This window comes from uncultured Virgibacillus sp. (genome assembly GCF_947495635.1).
GTDB classification, from domain to species: domain Bacteria; phylum Bacillota; class Bacilli; order Bacillales; family Amphibacillaceae; genus Virgibacillus; species Virgibacillus salarius.
The window spans coordinates 69,741-88,602 of record NZ_CANMAB010000002.1 but is presented as its reverse complement, the minus strand read 5'-3'; the positions used below and the strand labels follow the sequence as shown (position 1 = coordinate 88,602).

General features: G+C 36.3%; 23 protein-coding genes. 10 read left to right on the top strand and 13 right to left on the bottom strand.

The annotated features are described in order from the left end of the window. The first annotated feature begins 14 nt into the window (after positions 1 to 14). Positions 15 to 389, top strand: a complete 375-nt coding sequence (gene yugI / locus Q1A47_RS01075) for a S1 domain-containing post-transcriptional regulator GSP13 (RefSeq protein ID WP_026681523.1) — start codon at positions 15 to 17, stop codon at positions 387 to 389. A gap of 39 nt (positions 390 to 428) precedes the next feature. On the opposite strand, the gene Q1A47_RS01070 is transcribed toward yugI, so the two are convergent. Beyond that, positions 429 to 668 carry a DUF378 domain-containing protein gene (locus tag Q1A47_RS01070; protein ID WP_026681524.1) on the bottom strand — a complete coding sequence of 80 codons (240 nt, stop codon included), beginning with the start codon at positions 666 to 668 and terminating at the stop codon, positions 429 to 431. A gap of 143 nt (positions 669 to 811) precedes the next feature. Between Q1A47_RS01070 and Q1A47_RS01065 the strand changes: the two genes are divergently transcribed. Continuing rightward, complete coding sequence (locus tag Q1A47_RS01065) at positions 812 to 2,158, top strand: glucose-6-phosphate isomerase (protein ID WP_026681525.1); 1,347 nt, start codon at positions 812 to 814, stop codon at positions 2,156 to 2,158. Positions 2,159 to 2,392: 234 nt separating this feature from the next. Then, the gene (locus tag Q1A47_RS01060; protein ID WP_121605568.1) at positions 2,393 to 3,562 is read left to right on the top strand and encodes a MalY/PatB family protein; all 1,170 of its coding nucleotides are present in this window, start codon (positions 2,393 to 2,395) and stop codon (positions 3,560 to 3,562) included. Positions 3,563 to 3,866: 304 nt separating this feature from the next. Here Q1A47_RS01060 and Q1A47_RS01055 read toward each other — a convergent pair whose 3' ends face one another. Next, entirely contained in the window at positions 3,867 to 4,436 is a 570-nt protein-coding gene (locus Q1A47_RS01055; RefSeq protein ID WP_026681527.1) for a superoxide dismutase family protein, read from the bottom strand. A 473-nt stretch (positions 4,437 to 4,909) separates the two neighbouring features. After that, positions 4,910 to 5,092 carry a hypothetical protein gene (locus Q1A47_RS01050; RefSeq protein ID WP_166529789.1) on the bottom strand — a complete coding sequence of 61 codons (183 nt, stop codon included), beginning with the start codon at positions 5,090 to 5,092 and terminating at the stop codon, positions 4,910 to 4,912. Positions 5,093 to 5,212: 120 nt separating this feature from the next. Here Q1A47_RS01050 and Q1A47_RS01045 point away from each other — a divergent pair, with 120 nt between their 5' ends. Further along, the gene (locus Q1A47_RS01045; protein ID WP_026681529.1) at positions 5,213 to 5,599 is read left to right on the top strand and encodes a kinase-associated lipoprotein B; all 387 of its coding nucleotides are present in this window, start codon (positions 5,213 to 5,215) and stop codon (positions 5,597 to 5,599) included. A gap of 439 nt (positions 5,600 to 6,038) precedes the next feature. Here Q1A47_RS01045 and Q1A47_RS01040 read toward each other — a convergent pair whose 3' ends face one another. Next, the gene (locus tag Q1A47_RS01040) at positions 6,039 to 6,302 is read right to left on the bottom strand and encodes a phosphocarrier protein HPr (protein ID WP_026681530.1); all 264 of its coding nucleotides are present in this window, start codon (positions 6,300 to 6,302) and stop codon (positions 6,039 to 6,041) included. A 308-nt stretch (positions 6,303 to 6,610) separates the two neighbouring features. Here Q1A47_RS01040 and deoD point away from each other — a divergent pair, with 308 nt between their 5' ends. From deoD to Q1A47_RS01025, 3 genes are all read left to right on the top strand, one after another. After that, on the top strand, positions 6,611 to 7,318 hold the full coding sequence (gene deoD / locus Q1A47_RS01035) for a purine-nucleoside phosphorylase (RefSeq protein WP_026681531.1): 708 nt from the start codon (positions 6,611 to 6,613) through the stop codon (positions 7,316 to 7,318). Between the two features lie 191 nt (positions 7,319 to 7,509). Further along, the gene (locus Q1A47_RS01030) at positions 7,510 to 8,103 is read left to right on the top strand and encodes a biotin transporter BioY (RefSeq protein WP_026681532.1); all 594 of its coding nucleotides are present in this window, start codon (positions 7,510 to 7,512) and stop codon (positions 8,101 to 8,103) included. 134 nt (positions 8,104 to 8,237) lie between these two features. Then, a complete protein-coding gene (locus Q1A47_RS01025) occupies positions 8,238 to 8,714 on the top strand; it encodes a divergent PAP2 family protein (RefSeq protein WP_026681533.1) in 477 nt (158 codons plus the stop codon). Positions 8,715 to 8,941: 227 nt separating this feature from the next. Here the strand turns inward: Q1A47_RS01025 and Q1A47_RS01020 are convergent, their stop codons facing one another. The 3 genes from Q1A47_RS01020 to Q1A47_RS01010 all read right to left on the bottom strand — a co-directional run bounded on the left by Q1A47_RS01020 (position 8,942) and on the right by Q1A47_RS01010 (position 11,715). Then, entirely contained in the window at positions 8,942 to 9,640 is a 699-nt protein-coding gene (locus Q1A47_RS01020) for a 3D domain-containing protein (RefSeq protein WP_166529782.1), read from the bottom strand. Positions 9,641 to 10,042: 402 nt separating this feature from the next. Beyond that, entirely contained in the window at positions 10,043 to 10,354 is a 312-nt protein-coding gene (locus Q1A47_RS01015) for a YuiB family protein (RefSeq protein WP_026681535.1), read from the bottom strand. A 143-nt stretch (positions 10,355 to 10,497) separates the two neighbouring features. Beyond that, entirely contained in the window at positions 10,498 to 11,715 is a 1,218-nt protein-coding gene (locus Q1A47_RS01010) for an NAD(P)/FAD-dependent oxidoreductase (RefSeq protein ID WP_026681536.1), read from the bottom strand. A 318-nt stretch (positions 11,716 to 12,033) separates the two neighbouring features. Here Q1A47_RS01010 and Q1A47_RS01005 point away from each other — a divergent pair, with 318 nt between their 5' ends. After that, positions 12,034 to 13,020, top strand: a complete 987-nt coding sequence (locus tag Q1A47_RS01005; RefSeq protein WP_026681537.1) for an NAD(P)/FAD-dependent oxidoreductase — start codon at positions 12,034 to 12,036, stop codon at positions 13,018 to 13,020. 61 nt (positions 13,021 to 13,081) lie between these two features. Here Q1A47_RS01005 and Q1A47_RS01000 read toward each other — a convergent pair whose 3' ends face one another. The 3 genes from Q1A47_RS01000 to Q1A47_RS00990 all read right to left on the bottom strand — a co-directional run bounded on the left by Q1A47_RS01000 (position 13,082) and on the right by Q1A47_RS00990 (position 14,718). Beyond that, positions 13,082 to 13,438, bottom strand: coding sequence for an iron-sulfur cluster assembly accessory protein (locus tag Q1A47_RS01000; protein WP_026681538.1), 357 nt, complete (start codon positions 13,436 to 13,438; stop codon positions 13,082 to 13,084). Between the two features lie 79 nt (positions 13,439 to 13,517). After that, positions 13,518 to 14,375 (bottom strand): diaminopimelate epimerase, encoded by an 858-nt coding sequence (dapF, locus tag Q1A47_RS00995; protein WP_026681539.1) that lies wholly within the window; start codon positions 14,373 to 14,375, stop codon positions 13,518 to 13,520. Between the two features lie 16 nt (positions 14,376 to 14,391). Then, positions 14,392 to 14,718 (bottom strand): YuzD family protein, encoded by a 327-nt coding sequence (locus tag Q1A47_RS00990; protein WP_026681540.1) that lies wholly within the window; start codon positions 14,716 to 14,718, stop codon positions 14,392 to 14,394. Positions 14,719 to 14,864: 146 nt separating this feature from the next. On the opposite strand from Q1A47_RS00990, the gene Q1A47_RS00985 reads away from it, so the two are divergent. After that, positions 14,865 to 15,089: a NifU family protein gene (locus Q1A47_RS00985; RefSeq protein ID WP_026681541.1), complete on the top strand. Its 225-nt coding sequence runs from the start codon at positions 14,865 to 14,867 to the stop codon at positions 15,087 to 15,089. Positions 15,090 to 15,291: 202 nt separating this feature from the next. Here the strand turns inward: Q1A47_RS00985 and Q1A47_RS00980 are convergent, their stop codons facing one another. Both Q1A47_RS00980 and Q1A47_RS00975 read right to left on the bottom strand, forming a co-directional pair. Next, on the bottom strand, positions 15,292 to 16,257 hold the full coding sequence (locus tag Q1A47_RS00980) for a D-glycerate dehydrogenase (RefSeq protein WP_026681542.1): 966 nt from the start codon (positions 16,255 to 16,257) through the stop codon (positions 15,292 to 15,294). A gap of 35 nt (positions 16,258 to 16,292) precedes the next feature. After that, the gene (locus Q1A47_RS00975) at positions 16,293 to 17,264 is read right to left on the bottom strand and encodes a hypothetical protein (RefSeq protein ID WP_026681543.1); all 972 of its coding nucleotides are present in this window, start codon (positions 17,262 to 17,264) and stop codon (positions 16,293 to 16,295) included. Positions 17,265 to 17,353: 89 nt separating this feature from the next. Here Q1A47_RS00975 and Q1A47_RS00970 point away from each other — a divergent pair, with 89 nt between their 5' ends. Beyond that, entirely contained in the window at positions 17,354 to 17,857 is a 504-nt protein-coding gene (locus Q1A47_RS00970; protein ID WP_026681544.1) for a phosphatidylglycerophosphatase A, read from the top strand. A 184-nt stretch (positions 17,858 to 18,041) separates the two neighbouring features. Here Q1A47_RS00970 and Q1A47_RS00965 read toward each other — a convergent pair whose 3' ends face one another. Beyond that, entirely contained in the window at positions 18,042 to 18,815 is a 774-nt protein-coding gene (locus tag Q1A47_RS00965) for a TIGR01457 family HAD-type hydrolase (protein WP_026681545.1), read from the bottom strand. Between the last annotated feature and the right edge of the window lie 47 nt (positions 18,816 to 18,862).

The window sequence follows — 18,862 nt, the reverse complement described above, 5'->3', positions numbered from 1 at the left end:
AGGAGTTGTTCAGCATGACAAACAAATTTGAGAATGGTCAAATTTTAGATGGAAAAGTTACAGGAATTCAACCATATGGTGCTTTTGTGGCACTTGATGACGAGGTTCAAGGTCTTGTTCACATATCTGAAGTTACACATGGATATGTAAAAGATATTAATGAGCACTTATCTATCGGTGATGAAGTAAAGGTAAAGGTTTTACAAGTTGATGAAGAAAAAAACAAGGTTTCATTGTCTATCCGCGCAACAGAGGAAGCTCCAAAGAAGCAAGCGAAGCCTCAGAAGGTACAAGCAAAACATACAGATAATGATTCTGCAGGTTTTAATACACTAAAAGATAAGCTTGAAGAATGGATCAAGCAATCAGAAGGTAATTATAGTAAATAATGATAAGGCAAACTCAAACGTACGAGTTTGCCTTATTATTTAACTGTCAGCCCTCCCAGGCTCACGTTGATCTGCAAATGCTTCATCCGTTTTAAATAATAAAGGTAGCAATACTAGGCCGCTTATACCTACCAATGTATAAATCACACGCGCGAAAGCAGCACTTTGCTCACCACCAAAGATAGCTGCTACTAAATCAAATTGAAATAAACCAATTAAGCCCCAGTTAATTGCACCAATGATTGTAATTGCTAAAGCGGTACGTTGTAATCCATTCATCATTTACCCTCCTTTTCTCTTTTATTCACCTTAGCTTATGCATCTTATAAAAATCTATACAGTGTCTTTCTTGATTTCATAACATCACTTGGGTAAAGTAAGTTATGTACAGGTTTGAAAGTGCTGATGAAGGAGGAAATAAGATGACACATGTAACATTTAATTACAAGAAGGCTTTTGCTTTTTTTAATGAACAGGAAATAGATAATCTAGAAGGTGCCGTAAATGCTGCACATCATGCCATACATGAAAAAACGGGTGCAGGAAACGACTTTCTCGGTTGGGTTAATTTACCTGAAACGTATGATAAGCAAGAATTTGCTCGAATTAAAGCAAGTGCTAAAAAAATCCGCGAAGATTCAGATGTATTATTAGTCATTGGGATTGGTGGCTCTTACTTAGGTGCTCGAGCTGCACTTGAAATGCTTAATCATTCTTTTCAAAGCTACTTATCGAAGCAAGAAATCGATGCGCCGCATATTATCTTCGTTGGGCATCATATGAGTTCAACCTATATTCATGAATTAATGGATGTTTTAAGAGATAAGGATTTCTCTATCAATGTAATTTCCAAGAGTGGAACAACAACAGAACCAGCCATTGCTTTTCGGATTTTCAAAAAAATATTAGAAGAAAAATATGGTGAGGAAGCTGCAAAAGACAGAATTTATGCTACAACGGATAAAGAGAAGGGTGCTTTAAAAACTTCCGCTGATCAAGCTGGTTATGAGACCTTCGTGATCCCTGATGCCGTTGGTGGTCGTTACTCCGTTTTGACAGCCGTTGGTTTGCTTCCTATTGCTGTTAGCGGCATTTCTATTGATGACATGATGAACGGTGCTCATGCAGCCATGAACGATTTAGCAGAACCATCAATCAAGAATAATCCTAGTTATCAATATGCAGCAGTTCGTAACATTCTATACAACAAAGGAAAAACGACAGAAATGCTTATTAACTACGAGCCAAACCTTCATTATTTTGCTGAATGGTGGAAGCAGCTTTTTGGAGAAAGTGAAGGAAAAGATAATAAAGGGATATATCCATCTTCTGCAAATTTCTCTACCGATTTGCATTCACTTGGTCAGTATGTACAGGAAGGTCGTCGTAATTTATTCGAAACAGTATTACACGTAAATGAGTCCAAATATGATATTACGGTAGAAGCGGAAGAAGATAATTTAGATGGCCTGAATTATTTAGCAAGTAAAACGATTCATGAAATAAATGACAAAGCCTTTCAAGGCACATTATTAGCACACACTGATGGCAATGTACCTAACTTAATTGTAGAGATACCAAAGCTCGATGCATATACATTTGGTTATTTGGTTTACTTTTTTGAAAAGGCGTGTGCCATAAGTGGCTATCTACTTGGTGTTAATCCATTTGATCAGCCTGGAGTTGAGGCTTACAAAAGAAATATGTTTGCCCTACTAGGAAAACCTGGCTACGAAGATGAAAAAGAACAGTTAGAATCAAGATTATAGTGCTTTCCAAAAAACTTACCAATTTAGGTTTAAATTTCTATTTAACAGGGTATACTATCAAATGTAAGACTTTCTCGTATTCCCCCTGTAAGCAAAGCGATATCGCTTTGCTTTTTTTATGGATAAATCTTCGTTTACTCCCCTGTTAAAAAGACATATTTCTTTAGTTTAATTATAAGAAGTATAGTGAAAGAAATGTTATACTATAAAAAATAAATAGCTAGGAGGTCACAAATGGGAATATTTGATTTGCAACATAATAGAAAGAATACACGTTCGGTTAAATGGGATATGCTTAAACCAATGTTTCAAACAGAAGATGTATTACCAATGTGGGTAGCAGATATGGACTTTAAAGCTCCTGAACAAGTAAATCAAGCTTTAATTGAACGAGCACAGCATGGTATATACGGCTATACGGTGATTGATGATGAAGTCAAGAATTCTATACTTAAATGGTTATCACAAAGACATCAATGGAATATCAAACAGCAATGGCTATCATTTAGTCCTGGTGTTGTTACAAGCCTACATATGGCAGTACAAGCTTTTACAGAGCCTGGAGATAAAATTATTATACAAACTCCTGTGTATACGCCTTTTTATAAGGTAATAGAAAGTCACCAAAGAGAGATTGTGAAGAACCCACTCATCTATAAAAACAATTATTATCAAATTGATTTTGCTGACTTTGAAGAGAAACTAAAACAAGGAGTTAAAGCGTTTATTCTTTGCTCCCCGCACAATCCAGTAGGACGAGTTTGGAAAAAAGATGAATTAACTGAGCTAGCTCGTTTATGTATGAAGCACAATGTTCTAATTATTTCTGATGAAATTCATGGAGATCTTACATTCCCTGGTGAAGTGCATATACCGATTGCGTCACTTTCTGAGGAAGTCGCCGAACAAACCATAACTTGTATGTCCCCATCCAAAACATTTAATCTTGCTGGTTTACAAGCATCTTATGTCGTGACTTCTAATAAAGAAAAAAGGGAATTACTAGATGCTCAATTTGCTAAGCAAGGTGTTAATATGCTTAATACAATGGGAAATACTGCATTAGAGGCAGCTTATACACATGGTGAAAGTTGGCTTGACGAGCTTCGGCATCTTTTAAAAAATCACCAAACGTATGTAAAGGAGATGTTTGAAGAACATACACCAGAATTAAAAGTTATCGATTCTGAAGGAACCTACTTATTATGGATTGACTGTAGTGCGTTAAAGCTAGATCATAAAGAACTCAAATCGTTTATGATAAAAAAAGCAAGGGTAGGCTTAAATACGGGAGTTGATTATGGACAAGAAGGCGATACTTTCATGCGCATTAATATCGCTTGCCCTCGAGCAACCCTCGAAGAAGGAGTGCAGCGAATCATTTCTGCTGTAAAAAATAGATAATTAATGAGTTTGTGCTAAACAGAGAATTTGCAAGTCGAATGGTCATCCTATTGTAAACTGAAGTATGGTAATCCTTTCCACAGGTCCAGCTAACACGCTAACTTAGAAGCTGCTTAGCAGTGCCGCTCTTCGGACATTTGCGGATCTGCAGAAGTCATCCATATTGCCTCTGCTAGATTTACACTATTTTCGCCATTCCTTTCGCTTAGATACGTCACCATATAAATGAATATTCCGAACTGTAATCCGGTTATAACCGTATACGGATTACGGTTCGGAGTTTCTTTATCTTTTGTCTCGTCCTCTATTCTTCCTGTTTTTCATTATATTGCGTAGGATCTGTTGGAGATTCTTCTTGTTTTTCGTTTTTAGTTAATGTACCGCATATAATTCTTTCGCCTGAATTACCACCAGGTTGGCTCATTCCATCATCTTCTCCTTCTGTAACAATGACAGCTGTCCCATCCCCTCTTGTCAGAGAATTTTTCCCATCCAACAATGTTGCTTCCGGAAGCATAAGATCTGCATCAACCAAACCTCCTGAATCTGCCTCAATATTTGGCAAATCTCCTAAATGAGCACCCTCTGGATGCATGAGTCCATGCTCTTTTCCCTCTGGATTAAAATGATTTCCTGCTGATTTAAAATCCGGGCCTTCACACTTAGCGTATTCATGCATATGAATACCATGGAATCCTGGAGCTAAACCCTCAAGCTTTACTTTAAGATTCACGCCACCTGACTGTTCATTAAAAGTAATAGTTCCGAGCATATCTCCAGAAGCATTATACATATCAACACTTTTACTCTTTTCATCTTTCGGTTGGCAGCCTGTTATTAAAAGCATAATTAGAATAAAGGATAACCAGCGCATACGTTTGTCTCCTTTTAACTGATTTGCCCTTTATTCTTTACCTATTTTAGAAAATCTAATCGTTGTGTAGGGATAAAGTGATACTTCAATCAGTGGGAGTTTGATTTATCCTCCACTGATTGTTAGTATCACAAGGCTAGGACCTAAAGGTCTTTGAATCAATCGGACATTTACTGCCATTCGTCCCCTTCTTATCCATATTGGTTTCTCTTTATTGCTTAGTGGGATTCTTACTGCTAGTTATATGCGGGAAGACAAAATCGCAAGTGCCCGATTAGAAATGTAGCGACTGGAACGACAACGAAGATAAAGGAATCACGGAGCTTGCGAACCGATGATGATTTATCCGTAGGGCTATTCGTGAACTGGCCTAGTTCCTGAAGGCTCTGGACGCGGCTCAACAGGCCCATATATATCCACAGGCTCAAATTTTATAATTTCGTAGACTATGAAAAAAGAAGATTTAGTACACATTATTCATTATTTTTATCGTTTAATTGCTCATTATATTGCTCATTAAATTTTTTCTCATCATTTTTAGATTTTTTATAGAACAAATACATTACAATACTAGCAGCAATTAAAAAGATGACTAAAGTGATTATAGCTGGGATATATTCTGATTTATCCTCTGGGAAATAGAGAAATGGCATCATTTTCATTCACTTCCTTCTTTGCTATTATAGCAAATTCCACTATATAACTAAATGAGTGATCTATTTTGTTCGCTAAACGGATACATTTTTGGCACAATAATAGTAAGGAGGACGATAAATATGCCAGAAGTTCAACTAGGGGAAACAGTTAAAGCCCATTATCGCTCAGGAACATATATCGGTAAAGTAATGGACGATAAAGGAGATCGCTATGTTGTAGAGGTCCTTGCTGTTAAGAAGCATCCAATGCAAGGAGATTTGCACAATCCGAATCAAACCGAAGGGGTTTTCTTCCATGAAAGAAAAGCCCTTGCACATCATGAAAAAATGAATGTAAAAAAACCAGCTGTACATTCATATCCAGATCCTATACCTAACTACATAGTATCATTAAAAGAAGCTGTAGAAACGTATCGAGCAAAGCTGCTTAAAGACGATACTGCATATCATAGAGCAGCACTGGAGTGTTTAAATAGGTTAGAAGAACAGTATTATGACAAAATATAGAAGAGGTCCAAGCCCACTTTCACGCTATAAAGATTTACTACACCCAAGCCTGATTAGCTAATTCATTACTATCAGCAGTGCTAGAGGCAGCATCTTTTCACTATATGTAAAAAAGGCTGGGACAAAACACAACTTCTTTACCCAAAATACGAATAATCATATTATCAATAAGAGCATCATCGCCGCACCGTGAAAATATACGCGCTTTTCGCGGGCACGGCCTCAGCTAACTTGGTAAAGAAAAACACGTTACCAAGTGGATTTTCGGACTCGTGCTGTTCCCACCGGAGTCTCGCTTATTTTAGGTGCTAAATGAATGATTCTAATCAAAAAACAAACGATAATTAATTTCAATTAATTATCGTTCGTTTTTTATTGTTTCTTCATTCTTTTGTCTCAGCCTTATGATAAAGGACATTTAACAAATAACTTTAAATTATTATTCACCTAAATGCTCTTTAATTACTTCCTCTACACCCTTAAGCGCTTCTTCCTCATCAGTTCCTGTAGTGGTAATTTTAATCTCTGCACCTTTAGGAATTCCTAAGGACATAACACCCATTATTGATTTTAGATTTACTGTCTTCTCATTGTATGAGATTTCTACTTCTGACTCGAACTGACCTGCTTTATTTACCAGAAGTGTAGCTGGACGTGCGTGAACTCCTGTATCCGCTGTAATTGTAAAATTTTGTTCTTTCATCCTCATTCATCCTTCCAAAGATATTATCTTTTTATGTACATACAGTACATTGGTTTTTCATATGTTATTAAGTGAAAAACTGAACTAATAATATTATATACAATAATAAGCATTTTTGAAACAGATAAGCTACAGTTTTTTATGTATCGACAAAGATTTAACAACTTCTGCTTCTATTTTCAATCATGATACGATAGTTTATACCTATTATTTGTCAGAAAGGATGAATTATAGAACTATTTGTCTTTCCTAATAGCTTATGATAACGTTATTTTGAAAGTATTCCATTTATACTAGGAGGAATTAACATGAGTGTACATATAGGTGCAAAGCAAGGAGAAATTGCTGACAAAATATTATTACCAGGTGATCCCCTTCGTGCCAAATATATCGCAGAAACTTTTTTAGAACATCCAACACAATATAATAGCGTTCGCGGTATGTATGGATTTACAGGAACATATAAAGGAGAAAGGGTATCGGTTCAAGGAACCGGAATGGGAGTTCCTTCCATCTCTATATATGTGAATGAATTAATCCAGAGCTATGATGTAAACAAACTAATCCGCGTAGGTACTTGTGGAGCAATACAAAAAGATGTCAAGGTTAGAGATGTTATTCTTGCTCAAGGATCTACCACTGATTCACAAATGAATCGCATGACCTTCGGTGGTATAGACTACGCTCCACTTGCTGACTTCCATTTATTAAAAAATGCATATGATGCTGGAATAGAAAAAGGATTAAACTTGCGAGTAGGTAATGTCTTTACAAGTGACACGTTCTACCGTGATAACGCAAAAGAAATCAATGAAAAGCTTGCTGCTTATAAAGTGCTTGCAATTGAGATGGAAACAACTGCATTATATACCTTAGCAGCAAAGTATGATCGCCAAGCTCTTTCCGTTCTTACAGTTTCTGATCATATATTAACTGGTGAAGAGACGACCTCCGAAGAAAGACAAACAACCTTCAATGACATGATGGAAATTGCATTAGAGACAGCGATTAAATAGCATAACATAGAAGGTGGGAGCCTACACCCACCTCTTTTATTCCCCTCTCTACTTTTCTTCCTTAAAGAAATTATCTAACATAGAAATAGTTTATCTAGCATTTAACAGCCACAATTTTTGTTAACCCAAAAAAAACGAGGTTGACAAAAACCCATTCTCCAATTACTATCATATACAGAGAGGATGAGATTATGAAAGGATTACGAACAATTGATCTTACATATGGAGCCGTATTTGTTGTTTTAATGGCTATAGGTGCAAATATTACGGTTTGGTTTCCTATGCTGGCAGTTCCAATCGGCGGGACAAGCGTGCCTTTATCCTTACAGACATTCTTCGCCATATTAGCCGGATTAATGTTAGGTAGAAAGCTAGGAACTCTTTCTGTTCTAGTGTATATACTTGTCGGATTTGCTGGTGTTCCCGTATTTGCTGGATTGTCAGCGGGACCTACAGCATTATTAACTCCAACTGGTGGATTTATCATATCTTTTATTTTTGTAGCCTATTTTACTGGATGGATGGTCGATAAACGGAAAGAAAGCTCTCTTTTTTATTACTTACTTGCTGCACTCGTTGGAACCATCATTAATTACGGTATAGGTGTATCATATATGTATGTCGCCTTAAATACGTGGTTAGCGGCTCCTATAACTTATCCATTAGCTTGGGCTTCGATGATTCCATTCTTGATTAAGGATATCGCCTTTGCTGGTTTAACTGCTTTATTTATGGTCAGAATTGCAACACGTATTCCAGCAGTTCGCCAAGCCAAAATTGGATAAATACTAAATTTATAAAATAATTCTTTGGTGCGCCTGATTACTAGCCATTCATGTGATAATATAGCATTAGATACCATGCATATTGTCATCTAACAAGGGATAAACTTTCCTTTAGAAAGGATGTTTAGACGACCATGGAATTATTTCATAATTACCCATTGTTTGCTGCTCTAACTGCAATAATTTTTGCTCAAGTTGTTAAAATTCCCATTTCGCTTATCGTTACAAGAGAATTTAAACCGGATTTAGCTTTTAGTACTGGAGGAATGCCAAGCAGTCATTCAGCTGCTGTAGCTGCATTAACAACAGGTGTAGGTATTGTAGAAGGAGTTTCCTCTACCATGTTTGCTATCTCATGTGTATTTAGTGTGATCATCATGTTTGATGCTACTGGTGTTAGAAGACAGGCCGGGGAGCAAGCCATCGTGTTAAATCAATTAATTAAAGATTTCCAGCTATTTATTGATGGAGCAAAAGATTGGACAAATAAAAAGCAATTTGAAAAACGCCAAGAACTAAAGGAATTATTAGGTCATCAGCCGATCGAAGTATTTTTTGGCGGATTAACAGGTGTAGCGATTGCATTCATTTTAAATGCATTGCTAAATTAATTCATGCTGGAGCAATAGTATTTTAGTTTAAGCAAAAGCCGAACTATCATTCGAAATATTTGGTACTGATCTCTTGAAATTAGATTACTCTAACTTCAGGGAGCGGTACCATCAGAACTCTTCGAATCTGTTCGGCTTTTTTGCTTTTAAACTATTTATTGGAAAAGCACTATTAGCTGATAAAATACATAAACTTCTGTTGACCTATTTTAACTAATTATACTTTTTTAACTATCCGTTATTTCCTGCCTAAATACTTGTAAAGCTTGATTCTCATTTAATTCATCCAATTTCTTTTCCGAAAGCTTACCATTACCTTTTTCAATCACGTATACATCAAGTTTCTTTTTCCCCCACTGACTGTATACGTCCTCGACCGTATTATAATAAAGGTCAATTTTATTCCCATTAATAGCACTGCCCTTATCAGCAACAACTCCAAATCCATAATCAGGAATAAATAAGATAGTGCCGATAGGATATACATTAAGATCTGCTGCTATCGTAGAGTACAAATCTCTTTTTACCTTGACCCCAGAATAAGTAATCCCATATTCCGGATGATCTGGTGTCTTTCCTGTTGACTCAATTCCAGCAGTATATCCTGTTGCAACAACATTTGCGCTTGGATACTGTTCAAAATTAATTACATCAGCTAATGACTCTGCACCTTCAATTTCCTCACTAGAAATATAGCGCTTCTTCTCCTTTAGATGATTCAATGATTTCCCTTGTAATACCGTATGCCTAAGGGAAGAATCAGACGCCTTTGCTTCCTTAATCATATGAACAGCAGGTGATTTCAGCTTGGACCACACCTCTACTTCTGCAAAAGATACATTGGTTATGGACGAAATAGTAGTAAGAAACGCTACGATTGCTAAGATTACTAAACTTGTTCTACGAATAAAACTTTTGACATTCATAAATAACACCTCTCTGGTAGTGAACCTTTGTACAGTCTATAGAAAGTTCCAGTAAATCAAGCTCTTCCCTGACTCAGGACAGATAGTTGATATGGACAAAACTCCCAACAAAGGTTTCCTTTTTCCTACCAGTTCAGCATTTCCAATTAATCAAAAAATATACAAAACCACATAAAATTTTTTAGATAAATATGAAAACTTTAAATTTATAATCGTAATGTTTGTTTATTTATAAACGAACTAAAATCTTAATACCAGTTATGCATGTATAGTAACTAGAGAATTATTCCTTTCAAAAAAACAATCCGAACTACTTTCCGAAAATAAATATACTCGGATTATAGTCCGGATTTACTGATCATAAATCCACTTATCTCTTTTTCTTTGTTATAAATAAAGCTTTTAAAACATTTGATATCCACTTTTTCTTAATAACTTAATAATGATTCCAGACACAATTGTACCTGCAAATCCTGCTACTAATATGGCAATATCAACTGGAGTGATTTGCATTAGCCTGGAAAAAGCTTCTGAAAATGCAGATCCTGGTGCCTTTAAATACTCCATTGTAGACATATTATCTACAATAATTAATACGACAAATGGATATAAAAATGCCATCAACCATGTTCTTCGTAATAACATATTCAATATAAATGCAATACCAAAAAAGATGACAAAATATAATATAATCGACACTACTAATTGAATCAAAACAGGTGGCTCCCTTCGCAACTTTACTCACCTAACAAGCAGTTAGACATTATTATGTATAAACAATTTCTTTTCCCTTTTCCATTTTAAATGAATTTAGAAAAAAAGCAAAGACAGTGGCACTGTCCTTGCTACATCCACACTTAATAAAAAATGTTAAACTTTCCTTTTTTCATTAATAAACTTAGTCCACCTAATTTCAATAAGTACCGATTATCAATTATCTTTTTCATCACAGTTGCTTTCCAGCCAAACAATTTTTGATCGTTAAATATAACCCCTATCGCATCATTATGGCCTAGAGAAGCTACTGTACCTAGTATTTCCGGTTCAAAGTGCTCCATTTCTCCGCCTTGAATATACGCTTTTACATTATGGGCAACTACGGCTGATTGTTGAATAGCAATTTGTGCTGTTGGTGGATAAGGTCTCCCCGTTTGTTCATTCATAATAAGTGCACAATCGCCAATTACAAATACATTATCATAGTCTGGCGCTCGCATATCCTTTTCTACTGCCACTTTGCCTCGATTATTTTCAAAACCGGACTTCTCAACAAGAGCGTTTGCTTTTACACCAGCTGCCCATACCGTTGTTAGTGTTGGAATTTCCGTTATTTCACCATTTTTTTCATAAACAACACTAGTAGCTGTGCATTCTTTAAGCATTGCTCCAGTAACAAATTCAACTCCGCGTGATTCTAATGAATTCATCGCATATTCTACTAATTGTGGATCAAACCCAGGCAAAATAGTAGGTGATCCTTCAATATTAATTATTCGTACTAAATTTTTATCAATATCATATTCTTCGCAAAGCTCAGGAATACGATTTGCAAGCTCACCTAGAAATTCAACTCCAGTAAACCCACCACCGCCTACAACAATATTTAATCGTGCGGGGTTTTTTTCTGATTCGTTGTGATACAAAGCAAAATTATATTCCATATGTTCGCGAATAAGGCGAGCACTATTAATGTTTCCAATTGTAAACGCATGTTCTTCTAAGCCAGGAATACCAAAGGTTGCTGCTTCAAATCCAAGCCCGATTACCAATACGTCATAATCTAATTGGCCATTTTCCAGTTTAACTTTCTTTTCATCTGGCTTAATAGAAATAACTTTATCTTTAACAAATTTCACCTTACTCATATTTATTACATCTTTAATCTGTATACGAGTTCGATCATGATGTAAGGTTCCTGCTGCGTTTTCATGAAGCCAAGTGGTTTGGTAATGATAATCATTTATATTCACAAGTGTTATATTTGCCTCATTTACTCCTAATGTCTTTTGTAATTTAACTGTAGTCATCATGCCACCGTAGCCAGCACCTAGAATTACTATATTCGGTTTTTTCATTCTAATCACTTCCATTTTTTTACTATTTTGTACGTTTGTGACATATTTCACTTAATAGTCATTAGAAAAAACTTGGCTACTTTACCAAGTGGATAGAAAAATTAATAGATTTATAATGTCGTTGTCACATAATCGTAATAAACATCCTTGATAATAGTAGCCTTTTTCTATCTACATTTCAACCCTTTCTTTTGTTTCCCCAATTATTAAATTTTTCTTAATAGTAAGTTACAGAGTGCTTTCATGTTCTACTAAGGGGAATTTATGGTACTATAAACAATGGTATACTAAATTTTATCGGAAGTGGAGGGAATTATTGTGACCAAAGAAGTCTATGATGTTACTATCATCGGCGCAGGTCCCGTAGGTTTATTCACAGCCTTCTATGGCGGTATGCGTCAGGCAAGTGTTAAAATAATTGAAAGTTTACCACACACTGGCGGGCAATTAACTGCTCTATATCCAGAGAAATATATATATGATGTTGCTGGTTTCCCTAAGGTTAGAGCACAGGAATTAGTAGATAACTTAGAGGAACAAGCAAACTTATTCGATCCAGAAATTGTTTTAGAACAGGCAATCGAAAATGTAGAAAGGCTTGAAGATGGAACGTTCAAATTAACATCCAATAAAAAGGAAGTACATTATACAAAGACGATCATTATTACAGCAGGAAACGGAGCTTTTCAGCCTCGACGTTTAGACATAGATCAATGCGATAAATTTGAAAACATTAATCTCCATTACCATGTTAAAGATATGAACCAATATAAGGATCAACGTGTTGTCTTACTTGGAGGTGGAGACTCAGCTGTTGATTGGGCGCTTATGCTAGAACCGATTGCCGAAAAGGTAACTCTTGTGCATCGTCGTGATAAATTCCGAGCCCATGAACACAGTGTGGAAAAGCTTTATGCATCGAACGTAGAAATCCTAACACCGTTTGTACCATCAAATATCGTTGCAAATGAGCGTATTGAACAAGTCGTTTTGGAAGAAGTAAAAGGTGACCGAGAAATCACATTGGATGTCGATGCCGTTTTATGCAATTATGGATTTGTTTCTACACTAGGACCAATTAAAGACTGGGGACTCGAAATTGAAAAGAATAGTATCGTAGTAAATTCAAAAATGGAAACCAATATACCAGGGATTTATGCTGCTGGAGATATTTGCACATACGTTGGAAAAGTGAAACTCATTGCAACTGGATTTGGCGAAGGTCCTACGGCTATAAATAATGCAAAACAATATATTGATCCGAAAGCCAGAATTCAACCAAAACACTCAACTAGCATGTTTTAAGATACTAACTATAGATAGATATAAATAATAGCTGAAGCAACTTATTGCTTCAGCTATTTTTCTAACAATCGCCAGGCGCGCCTGCCTTATCTTTTGTTCTAAAAGATGATCCACAACCACAAGATACGATAGCGTTCGGGTTATCAATACTAAATCCGCCACCCATCATATTTTGTTTGAAATCAATCGTTGTTCCTTCAATTATAGGAATATCCTGATTATTGAGAACAACTGGTATTCCATTAATTTCTTTCGTTGTATCTAACTCTTCATTTATTTCGTATTCAAAACCTAGTGAATAGGATAACCCACTACATCCGCCACCTTTTACACCAAAGCGCAAATAGGCACCATCAGACTCTTCTTTCATCATATTTTGAATCTGCTTACTAGCATGATCGGTAATATTAATAGCCATCTCATGGACCTCCCTTTAAGATGATTGCTTATCTTCTTTAAGTATACAAAGTCCTTGAATAGGATTCAACTGATGATACTCAATCGTCATAGTAATAATCTCCTGTAGCTATAACTTCTGCTCCTCCAGTCATCCAGACATAGCCCTGATCATCCCATTTAATAAACAAATCGCCGCCTGGTAAATGAACAGTTATTTGTTCATTACGGTTAACCAAATCATTCAACGCGGCTGCAACTACTGCCGCACAAGCACCAGTACCACAAGCCTGTGTAATACCAGACCCTCTCTCCCATACACAAAAATTTATTTCAGTAGGAGTAAGCACCTCAATAAATTCTACATTTATCCCCTGTGGGAACCGTTTGTCCTTTTCAATTGATGGTCCTAATTCTACTAAAGGGGCATCATCAATATTGTCAACAACAAAAACAGCATGCGGGTTGCCCATAGATACCGCTGTTACTTTAAGCTGCTGATCCATTATTTTAAATTGTTCTGCTACTACTTTTTCTGTTTCACTGCCTATCATTGGAATGTCCGCTCGGTTAAGCTGTGGCTTCCCCATGTTAATTGTTACAAGCTGCACATTATTATTCTGTATTTGAACCTCTGCCTCTACAATATTAGCTTTCGTTTCTATTTGAAATTGAGTGACATCAACAATTCCATGTTCATAGGCATACTTCGCAGTACACCTTAATCCATTACCACAACTCTGCCCTTCTGAACCATCCTTATTAAATATCCGCATACCTAGTGCCGCTCTTTCACTGGGATGAATTAAAATGATACCATCAGACCCTATTCCTGTGTTCATATTAGATACGCTTTGCGCTAACGCTGGCAGCATTGCTTCCTCTAATTTATGCTGGAATAAATCAATATATATATAGCTATTTCCAAGTCCATGCATCTTCGTAAAAGGGATTTTCATGTTCGTTTCCTCGTTTCTATTTATTCTGTAATGGAATGTTATGTTTATCCAATGCATGATAAACTGTTTTTAACCGCGGTATACCTTCAGCAACCATTTCGTCATTGATCATGACAATGGGATAGAATAAATCATCACGCACTATCTTTTCAATAAATGCCTGATGCTTTTCCACATTTGGAGGTTGATCAATATCTATGTATTCATATTTTAGGTGATCATCTATATATTTCCGACCAATAGCAGCTTGTAGCCATTCATAAGTATCCCTAGAGCCTGGTGCGCCAACACAGCTCGCACAAATCTGTTCTGCCCCATATACCGTTATCTTTATTTGCTTCATCCCATCTAGCCTCCTTTATACGATATCTTTTATTTTACAAAATGTTTATCTAAAGATAAAATAAAAATGATTATCAGTTTCAATTATGCCATAGATTTTTTGAAGAATCCGTTCTATAATAGATAGAAGAAAGGAGAAGATGGATAATGCGAGACCAAGTACAAGAAGTATTAAATAAATTACGTCCATTCTTGCTACGTGATGGTGGCGATGTGGAGTTAATCGATGTAGATGAAAACGGCATTGTGCTTCTTCGTCTGATGGGTGCATGCGGGAATTGCCCGAGTTCTACCATTACATTAAAGGCTGGGATTGAACGCGCCTTAATGGCCGAAGTACCTGGAGTAACAGAAATAGAGCAAGTATTTTAAAACAAACTAAATCGATAACATAGCTAATAATTATATTTTATCCTATACAAAGAAGGCCTCCAACGACAAGGATGCCTTCTTTATTTTTGTCTAGGAAATATTGAGCCGCGTCCAGTTCCAGCGCCCAGAACTAGATGACTTCACGACTCGCTCCAGTCGCTACATTTCTAATCGAGCGCTTGCGCTTTTGTTCCTATCTATTTTACCAAACAGGCGTCTTCGGCTGACCGCCTGTTAATACAGAAAGCGTATTATCCAAACACAATTTCCACATAGCAGTTCGTGTTTCTGTACTCGCCGAACCAATATGTGGAAGTGCAACAACATTCTTCAACTGCATTAATGGATGATCAGCATGAATAGGCTCCTCTACAAAGACATCCAATCCAGCTGCCTTTATTTCTCCAGTTACTAAAGCATTCTCTAACGCTGTTTCATCTACTACTGCACCTCTAGAAATATTAATAAAAATACCAGTATCTTTCATTTTATGAAAGGTAGTCTTATTAAATAATTGCTCCGTTTCACCAGTTAAAGGCACAACAGATACCACAAAATCTGAATGGTGAAGCAACGTATCGAAATCTGTATAAGTGGCATTTAGCTGTTCTTCCGCTTCAACATTTCTAGAACGGTTATGGTATAAAACTTCCATTTCAAATCCCTTGGCTCTCCTTGCAATTGCTTGCCCAATTCTTCCCATACCTACAATCCCAATTGTCTTATGGTGAATATCGGATCCCGCCAATAAATACGGCCCCCAGTTGTCCCACTTATCTTTCCGTATATAATCATTTGCCTCCATAAGCCTTCTTGCAGTGGCCATTAACAGGGCAAACCCTAAATCAGCAGTTGTTTCGGTCAGCACATCTGGTGTGTTAGTTACAGCAATATTTCTAGCCTTTGCTGCTTCCATATCAATATTATCGAAACCTACCGCTAAATTCGCAATTACCTTTAAATGAGGAGCTGCATCTAGCAACTGCTGATTAATCTGTTCGCTTAACATGCAAATTAATCCCTCTGCCTCTTTTATTTCTCGCAACAACACATTTTCTGGTACTGGGTCATTCTCTTTTTCCCAAAATTTTATACGGAAGCTATTAGTATAAGGGGCGATTAATTCTTCTGGTATTTTCCGTGTAATATAAATCAATGGTTTCTTCAACGGTATGACCTCCATACGTAATTATGTTCATCATTCTATAGCCAGTGTACCACAGGAATTTGCAGAAGATCACAATCCACCTCTACTTGATTATAAAATTTCCCGAGCTTTTCTTCATATTCTGATTGTGTTTGAAGTAATTGCTTGAATTGCTCGAGTGCATCGTCATTTTCAGATGTTAAATTCCATTCCAAAAAATCAAAAATATGAATAGGAAAAAGTAACCTTGCATATATTAAACGCCAGCTAAACACAGATAATGGTCTGATCGCTTGATAATCATTTAAAAAATTGGAAGAAATTGCACCTGGATCTTTGTTTAAGATGTGCTGTCTTAAAAATTCAGAAATATCTCTCGATGGGTGATCATAAACTAATTCCATTGGCCACATAATGGGCTTTATCAGTTGATTTGTATATCTTCGAAAAGCAATCGTTCCCTGATCTACTTCATAAAATCGCTGTTCCTGTTCACTTTCACGAATATATTGAATTGCATTTTCACTTATACCGATGAAATAAGGAAGTACATCCATTACTAGACGGTAATATGCTGAAGGGGTTTCACGTGCTCTCTGCTCAAGATGATTCTCTAATGTGTTCACTTTATCGATCCATAATTCCTTCCATTGTCCATAGCTGGAAATAGCCTTTGGTTCATATCCATAAGCATTACCAATCTGATGAAATTCGGCTAGTAATTTTCCATCAGATAGAGTAATCTCTCTATATGAAAGTTTGCCTTGAACAACCATAAGCTGCGTATCCTGAAAAACTGTAAACCATTCTCCTTGATTATTTGATATTGGAATTGCCATATGTGTATAGTAGTCTTCCGCTAAATAATAAGCTACAACCGCCTGTTCCATATAAATAATTTCATTGTTATCAATAGAAATGGTAAAATAAACATATTCTCCAGATTTAAAGCATTCTTTGCCGTCAATCCATCTTTTTTCTTCTGGTTGAATGTTGTAATTTTCATAAAGCCACTTTTCATAAGACAAGTAGATCCCTCCTCTGGGCATTTATACTAATTGTATGTTGAAAAGTTACCTTCTTTACTTAAAACTATAAAAAGAGAGGAAGTTACATGATGGGTCAAGAGACAAATCAGAGTGAATTAGAAGTTAAAGCTAGACAATGGCTTACTGAACGTGGAGTGACGATTGATGATATAGCAGAACTCGTTTATTATCTACAGTCTAAGTACCATGATGATTTAACAATAGAAGTTTGCAGACATAATGTTGATCGTGTTCTAACAAAAAGAGAAGTACAAAATGCCATCCTGACAGGTATTCAATTAGATGTATTAACAGAAAAGAAACAGCTAGAGCAGCCGCTACAAAAAACCATTGAGGTTGACGAAAGTTTGTATGGTGTAGACGAAATCATTGCATTATCAATCGTCAATGTATATGGCTCAATCGGCTTTACAAATTACGGGTACATTGATAAACAAAAGCCTGGCATATTACAAAAATTAAATGATAAATCCTCAGGAGAGTGTCATACGTTTTTGGATGATATTGTAGGTGCAATTGCAGCTGCGGCATCTAGTCGCTTAGCACATTCCACTGATGAAGAAAGTTACTAGATAAAGTGAAACTTCAAACCATACTTTTAACTTAGACTGTCAAGCAGTTCTTCTTATATTAGAAAAAATCTAGATTAAGCCATCACTTTTAGCATACAAGAAGAGAATAAAAGACGAAGATATCGAAGTCTTATATAGTAAACAGAGAGTAGATATACCATTGGTTCTTCTACTCTCTGTTTACTTAAATATGTTGAAGCCATTCATGTAAACTATGCACATAATAGGTCGGCTGGATTTCAAGGTTTGGGTACTCCTTAATAGGAGTAACACCAGTAAAAACCATCAATGTATCCATCCCTGCACCTATGCCAGCTCGTATGTCTGTAGCATAATTATCGCCAACCATTAACGCTTCATCCTTTTTCACTCCTAACACAGTTAGGGCTTCCTCCATAATAATGGATTCTGGCTTACCAATAAAGGTTGGCGCTACTCCAGTACTAACTGTAATTACAGATGTCAGTGATCCATTCCCAGGTAATAATCCTCTTTCACTGGGAATCGCTACATCGCCGTTCGTAGAAATAAAAGTAGCGCCATCCCTGACAGCCAAACAAGCTTTTGCTAGCTTATCATATGAAATGTTCCGGTCAATGCCAACAACTACAAAATCACAATCCTGATCTGTAATAGTCAGTCCTTGCTCTTCTATAGCTTGATGTAATCCATCTTCTCCTATAACATAACATCTTGCTTGTTTCTTTCTTGCTTGAATAAACTTTGCTGTAGCTATACTCGTTGTCACTATCTGCTGTGCAGTTGCAGTAATCCCCATTTTATTTAATTTCGTAGATACATCTTCTTGTGTTTTTGAAGAGTTATTAGTTACGAACACATGTGGAATGTTATTCGTTTTTAATGTAGCAATAAATTCTGCAGCCGCTTCAATTGGTTCATTTCCTCGATACATCGTACCGTCTAAATCAATTAAATAGCCTTTATACGCATGTTTCATGAATATTCCTTCTTTCTAAACTAAAAAGTCCAAGCGACCTTGCTCAC